This window comes from Acidocella sp. MX-AZ02, from assembly GCF_000306035.1.
In the GTDB taxonomy this organism is placed as follows: Bacteria; Pseudomonadota; Alphaproteobacteria; order Acetobacterales; family Acetobacteraceae; genus Acidocella; species Acidocella facilis.
Genome location: NZ_JH976207.1, coordinates 1438028 through 1444389, shown reverse-complemented (window position 1 = coordinate 1444389; position 6362 = coordinate 1438028). Strand labels below are relative to the sequence as shown.

The 6362-nt window shown below is 63.8% G+C and carries 6 protein-coding genes and 1 pseudogene; 6 read left to right on the top strand and 1 reads right to left on the bottom strand.

Going from position 1 to position 6362, the window contains the following annotated elements; genetic code table 11:
* From MXAZACID_RS19235 to eno, 3 genes and pseudogenes are all read left to right on the top strand, one after another.
* Positions 1–192: pseudogene (locus tag MXAZACID_RS19235) on the top strand (cell division protein FtsZ); the annotation flags it as partial.
* A gap of 290 nt (positions 193–482) precedes the next feature.
* Positions 483–1418 (top strand): UDP-3-O-acyl-N-acetylglucosamine deacetylase, encoded by a 936-nt coding sequence (gene lpxC, locus MXAZACID_RS07130; RefSeq protein WP_144052677.1) that lies wholly within the window; start codon positions 483–485, stop codon positions 1416–1418.
* Between the two features lie 86 nt (positions 1419–1504).
* Positions 1505–2785 (top strand): phosphopyruvate hydratase, encoded by a 1281-nt coding sequence (gene eno, locus MXAZACID_RS07125; protein WP_008493537.1) that lies wholly within the window; start codon positions 1505–1507, stop codon positions 2783–2785.
* Between the two features lie 156 nt (positions 2786–2941).
* Here the strand turns inward: eno and MXAZACID_RS07120 are convergent, their stop codons facing one another.
* A complete protein-coding gene (locus tag MXAZACID_RS07120) occupies positions 2942–3724 on the bottom strand; it encodes a tetratricopeptide repeat protein (RefSeq protein WP_008493536.1) in 783 nt (260 codons plus the stop codon).
* A gap of 251 nt (positions 3725–3975) precedes the next feature.
* Between MXAZACID_RS07120 and MXAZACID_RS07115 the strand changes: the two genes are divergently transcribed.
* From MXAZACID_RS07115 to MXAZACID_RS07105, 3 genes are read left to right on the top strand one after another with little or no spacing between them, the layout of a single operon-like run.
* Complete coding sequence (locus tag MXAZACID_RS07115; protein WP_008493535.1) at positions 3976–4488, top strand: YbjN domain-containing protein; 513 nt, start codon at positions 3976–3978, stop codon at positions 4486–4488.
* 43 nt (positions 4489–4531) lie between these two features.
* The gene (gene proC / locus MXAZACID_RS07110) at positions 4532–5338 is read left to right on the top strand and encodes a pyrroline-5-carboxylate reductase (RefSeq protein WP_008493534.1); all 807 of its coding nucleotides are present in this window, start codon (positions 4532–4534) and stop codon (positions 5336–5338) included.
* Positions 5339–5398: 60 nt separating this feature from the next.
* Complete coding sequence (locus MXAZACID_RS07105; protein ID WP_008493533.1) at positions 5399–6331, top strand: ribose-phosphate pyrophosphokinase; 933 nt, start codon at positions 5399–5401, stop codon at positions 6329–6331.
* Positions 6332–6362 lie beyond the last annotated feature (31 nt).

Sequence of the window (6362 nt, the reverse complement as noted above, 5' to 3'; positions counted from 1 at the left end):
CCCACCTCCATCTTCAAATCCGTGTTCGGGTTCGGCGCCAGCAAGGCGCCCGCCCCGGCACCGCAGCCGCAGCACCGCCAGGAACCGGCGATGCGCGCCGACGAGCAGGAACAGCCCCGCGCCGCTGTGCGCCCGGCGCAGATGGATGAGGTCGGCCTGGAAATTCCCGCCTTCCTGCGCCGCAACCAGTAAGGCGCAAGCCGGCCAGGCGGCCCTCTCTCCCCGCCGAAAAACCTCCGGGCAAAACGCCCGGGGGTTTTTTTTATGACCGGTGCGGCGCGCGTTCGTTACGCAACCAGAGCCTGAGCGCGGCCCGTGAACAAGCCGAAAACAATCTGAGGCGGCGTGCCACAATCCTTTGTTGCGCTCTGTAACTTCATTTAAAATCAGATGGTTATGGCGAAATAATCAGAAATAATGATTTATTGGCTGCAATGCAGCGAGACGCGTAATTTAGAGCCTGGTTAATGGACAGGATTTCAATGTCGTCTTTGCGTGACAGATACAGCATGATCCAGCGCGACGCTGCCGCCCGCTGCACCCTGAAGGCGCCGATTTCGGCGGTGGGGCGCGGGCTGCATAGCGGCGCGGATGTGCGCCTCACGCTGCGCCCGGCGGCGCTGAATACCGGCATCGTCTTCCGCCGGACCGATCTCGGTGTCGATGTCGCCGCGAAGTTCGACAATGTCACCGACACCCGCCTCTGCACCCTGATTTCGCGCGGCGATGCCAAAATCGGCACCATCGAGCATCTGATGGCGGCCTTGGCCGCCGCCGGGGTGGATGACCTCATCGTCGAGGTGGACGCCCCGGAATTGCCGGTGTTCGACGGCTCCGCCGCCCCCTTCCTGTTCCTGATCGAGAGCGCCGGCGTCATCGAGCATGGCGGCGCCCGCCCGGTGCTGGAAATTCTGCGCCCGGTGCGGGTCGAGCAGAACGGCGCCTTCGCCGAGCTGCGCCCGCACGCTGATGGCGGCACCGGGTTCGATATCTCCCTCTCCATCGAATTCGCCGCCCGCGCCATCGGCGCCCAGGCCTATCATTTCAACCTCTCCACCGCCGGCTTCGCCGATGAGATCGCCCGGGCCCGCACCTTCACCCAGCGCGGTGAGATCGAGGCGCTGCGCCAGGCCGGGCTCGCCCGGGGCGGCTCGCTCGCCAATGCGGTGGTGGTGGATGACGACAAGATCATGAACCCCGAAGGTCTGCGTTACGCGGATGAGTTCGTCCGCCACAAGCTGCTGGACGTGATCGGCGATCTCTATCTCGCCGGCGCGCCGATCTCCGGGCGGTTCATCGGCAGCCGCACCGGGCATGCGCTGAACAACCAGCTGCTGCGGGCGGTTTATGCGGATCAGGCGAATTACCGTCTCGCCACCGGCGCGCTGGAAGCGCCGCTGCAGCTCACCGCGGCTTAAATCAGCGCGTTTTCCGGTCCGCTTCGCCTTCTTGCATCGTGGCAAGGGCTGGTTTACCTCGCCAGGGCAAACCAGAGGAGCCGTCCATGACCGCCATTGCCGACATTGTCGCCCGCGAAATTCTCGATAGCCGTGGCAACCCGACCGTCGAGGTCGATGTGCTGCTGGAATCCGGCGCCTTTGGCCGCGCCGCCGTGCCCTCCGGCGCCTCCACCGGCGCGCATGAGGCCGTCGAGCTGCGCGATGGCGACAAGTCCCGCTATAACGGCAAGGGCGTGCTCAAGGCCGTCGCCGCCGTCGAGGGCGAGATCCTGGACGCCATCGGCGGGCTGGATGCCGAAGACCAGGTCGGCATCGATAATATCCTGATCGATCTGGACGGCACCCCGAACAAGGCCCGGCTCGGCGCCAACGCCATCCTCGGCGTCTCGCTGGCGCTGGCCAAGGCCGCCGCGGTCGATAACGGCCTGCCGCTCTATCGCTATATCGGTGGTGTCTCCGCCCGCACTTTGCCGGTGCCGATGATGAACATCGTCAATGGCGGTCAGCATGCCGACAACCCGATCGACATCCAGGAATTCATGATCCAGCCGGTCGGCGCCTCTTCCATCGCGGAAGCGGTGCGCATCGGCGCCGAGATTTTCCACACGCTGAAGAAGCAGCTGCACGATGCCGGCCACAACACCAATGTCGGCGATGAGGGCGGCTTCGCGCCGAACCTGAAATCCGCCGACGAGGCGCTGGGCTTCATCGCCAAATCCGTCGAGAAGGCCGGCTACAAGCTGGGCGAGGACATCACCTTCGCGATGGATTGCGCCTCCACCGAATTCTTCAAGAACGGCATTTACGACCTCGAAGGCGAGGGCAAGAAACTCGATGCCGGCCAGTTCGTCGATTACCTGGCCGATCTCTGCACCCGCTACCCGATCGCCTCGATCGAGGATGGCTGCTCCGAGGATGATTGGGAGGGCTGGAAGCTGCTCACCGAGCGTCTCGGCGGCAAGCTGCAGCTGGTCGGTGACGATCTGTTCGTGACCAACCCGGAGCGCCTGACCCGCGGCATCGCCGCTGGCGTCGGCAACTCTATCCTGGTCAAGGTCAACCAGATCGGCACCCTGACCGAGACGCTGGAGGCGGTCGAAATCGCCCACCGCGCCGGCTACACCGCCGTCATGTCCCACCGCTCCGGCGAGACCGAGGACGCCACCATCGCGGACCTCGCGGTCGCCACCAATTGCGGCCAGATCAAGACCGGCTCGCTCGCCCGTTCGGACCGTATGGCGAAGTATAACCAGCTGATCCGCATCGAGGCAGAGCTGGGCGGCACCGGCCGGTATTACGGGCCGATGATGCGCAGGATTGGGTAAGAAAAACCCGCTTTTTTGAAAAAAAGCGGGACCAAAAAACTTCTGCGACCTTAGGTCGTCGATATGGCTGCATGGGAAGCCTTGGCGTCTCATGCAGCGTTGGTTTCATAGCTATGAAAGAAGCGGCCTTTTTTCAAAAAGGCCGTTTTTTTCTTTCTACCAGCTGTTATTATTCAAATCATCGTCGCTGCTGCCGCCATCATCCCAGCCGGGATTGCCCATCAGCCCGTCATCCTGGCTCTGGCCGAAATCCTGTTGCGGCGGCGCGGCCTGGGCCTCATGCCCGCCCATCATGCCATCCACAATCCGCTCACCGGCCGCAAACCCCGCACCGGCCGCCAGCCCGGAAACGATGGAGCTGCCAAGCCCGCCGCCCATGCCGCCCGCCGGACCATAGCCGCCGCCGGGGCCATAAGGGCCGGGGCCACCTTGCGGATAATTATTATACGGCATGTTCGGATTGCCCGGGAACGGGCGGTACACCTGCTGCCGGCGGAACCCGGAGACCAGGCGCAGTACCACGAACAGCAGGATCAACCCGCCAATCACCAACATCACCATGCTGACACCTCCATGATGCCTCTCCCCCGCTTGGGCTGAGGATAAGCCGTTATTGATATGCGCCCGCAGCGCCGAAACCTTTGCCGCATTGGCAAAAGGCAGGCCCGGCGCGTACTGGTCGGCCTTGGCCAGCGCCTGGGCGGCGGCGTTTTCATTGCCGCGCGCATCCTGCGCCTCGGCCAGCAGATACCAGGCGGTGCCGCTATCCGGGTGCGTGTTCAGCACGGATTTCAGCTGGCTGATCGCCTGGCCGCTCTGGCCGTTATCGATCATCGTCTGGATCTGGCGCGGGCTCGCGTCCTGCGCGAACGCGGGCAGGGCAGGGGCCAGCATCAACCCGCTGGCCAGCGCCAACAGGGGAAAAGAGAATTTGCTCATATCAGGAGTCCTTGAGGCATCCGGCCTGTCATATGGGGGTCTCTAGCATAATAATCCATTGCGGCGGATGGGTGACAGCCAGACGAAACAATCTTTAAGGACGGAATATTAATGTACGCGGCGCACAAAACCCCATAAAATCCGAGTCGTGGGGAGAAACTCTGCGCGGGACGCCAAGCTCTTTTGTCAGTCCAGGCTCTTTTGCCAGTATCGTCTCACCCGGTTTTCATGGTGACAAGGAGGTTCCTTGCATGACCGCTCTGGCCTACGCCAATGATGACGACGTAACCAACGTTGCCAACCCGCTCGACCTCGTTGAACAGGTCATCTCAGCAAATGAATGGATCTTCGACCGCCGCTCCGAGTCCGACCTCGCCGCCGAGGCCCAGGGCAAATGGTGCGATTACGGGCTGTATTTCTGCTGGTCGGATGAGATTTCCGTCATGCATGTCTCCGCCGCCTTTGACATGAAGGCCCCGCCGAAGCAGCGCACCGGCCTTTATGAGCTGCTGGCCAAGGCCAATGAGCGGCTCTGGATCGGCCATTTCGGCATGGATGAGGAGACCGGCATGCCGGTCTATCGCCACGCCATGCTGCTGCGCGGCGCCCCCAGCGCCGCCTCGGAATCGATCGAGGACCTGATCGACATCGCCATCAGCGAGTGCGAACGCTTCTTCCCCGCCTTCCAGTTCGTGATCTGGGGCGGCAAGAGCGCGGATGAGGCGCTGGAGGCGGCCATGCTGGAATGTGTCGGCGAGGCGTAACCCCTACATTCCAAACCGTCCTTCAATGGGTTAGAGCGGTTATATGACCGCTCTTCCCTCCCTTCTGCTCATCGGCGGTGGCCGCATGGGCAGCGCCATGCTCGCCGGTTGGCGTGAGCAGGGCCTCTCCCGCGCTTTCGTCATCGACCCTTCCGAGGGCGCCAAAACCCTGGCCGGGCCGGACGTGACCGTGCTGGCCGATGCCGCCCAGCTCCCGGCGGATTTCGCGCCGGAAGCGGTTATTCTTGCGGTGAAGCCGCAAATGGCGGCCGCCGCGCTGCCCGCTTATGCGAAATTCGCCGAAACCGCGCTCTTCATCTCCATCATGGCCGGCAAAACCGCCCAGGGCGTGGCTTCATTGCTCGGCGGCGCCAAGGCTGTGGTCCGGGCCATGCCCAACACCCCGGCGGCGGTGCGCCAGGGCATCACCGTGGCCTTTCCCGGCCCCGGCGTCTCGCTTGCGCAGCGCGATCTCACCACCAGGCTGCTGGAAGCCGTCGGCCAGGTCGCCTGGGTTGAGGATGAGGGCGCGCTGGATGCCGTCACCGCGATTTCCGGCGGCGGCCCGGCCTATGTCTTTTTATTGACCGAATTGCTGGAGCAGGCCGGGCTGGATCAGGGGCTTTCGCCCGATCTCGCCCGCATCATGGCCCGCCAGACCGTGATCGGCTCCGCCAGCCTGCTCGCCGCCTCCGCCGAAACCCCGGAAGCGCTACGTGTGGCTGTAACCTCCCCCGGCGGCACCACCGCCGAGGCGCTGAAACTGTTGCGCGCGGATGACGCTCTGCCAAAAATATTCAGGGAAGCCATCCAGGCCGCCACGGATCGCTCCCGCGCGCTCTCGGCTTAATTTACTTTAAGGCCCCTGGTTGCTACACCGCGCGCGAGTTGAATTCGGGGATCACCGCGCATGAAGATCGTAGCCTGCAACAGCAACCGCCCCCTGGCCGAGGCTGTCGCCGCCGGTTTGAACCTGCCGCTGGCGAAAGCCTCCGTCCGGCGCTTCGCGGACATGGAAGTGTTCGTCGAAATCCATGAGAATGTTCGGGGTGAGGATGTCTTCGTCATTCAATCCACCTCTTACCCGACCAATGACAATCTGATGGAATTGCTGATCACCTGCGATGCGCTGCGCCGCGGCTCCGCCCGGCGCATCACCCCGGTGATCCCGTATTTCGGCTATGCCCGCCAGGACCGCAAATCCGGTCCGCGCACGCCGATCTCCGCCAAGCTGGTCGCCAATCTGATCACCGAAGCCGGCGCCAGCCGCGTGCTGACCATGGATCTGCATGCCGGCCAGATCCAGGGCTTCTTCGACATCCCGGTCGATAACCTCCCCGCCGCCCCGCTCTTCTCCCGCGATATCGAGGAGCGTTTCGCCGGCCGCACCCCGATGATCGTCTCCCCGGATGTTGGCGGCGTGCTGCGCGCGCGCATCATCGCCCGCCGGCTGAATACCGATCTCGCCATCATCGATAAGCGCCGCGAGCGCGCCGGCGTCTCCGAGGTGATGAACATCATCGGCGAGGTTGAGGGGCGCGATTGCATCCTGGTCGATGATATCGTCGATTCCGGTGGCACGCTCTGCAACGCCGCCGAGGCGCTGCTGGCCAATGGCGCCAAATCGGTCGAGGTGTACGTGACGCATGGCGTGCTCTCCGGCGGCGCCGTGGCGCGCATCGCCGCCTCGCCGATCGAGATGCTGACCATCACCGACTCGATCATGGCGACCGAGGCGGTGCGTCTGGCGCATAATATCCGCCAGCTTTCCGTCGCCCAACTGCTGGCCGAGGCGATGCGCCGCATCTCCACCGAAAGCTCGGTCTCCTCGCTGTTCGACTGAGCCCCCACGTCTCGACCTAAAAAACCGCGTC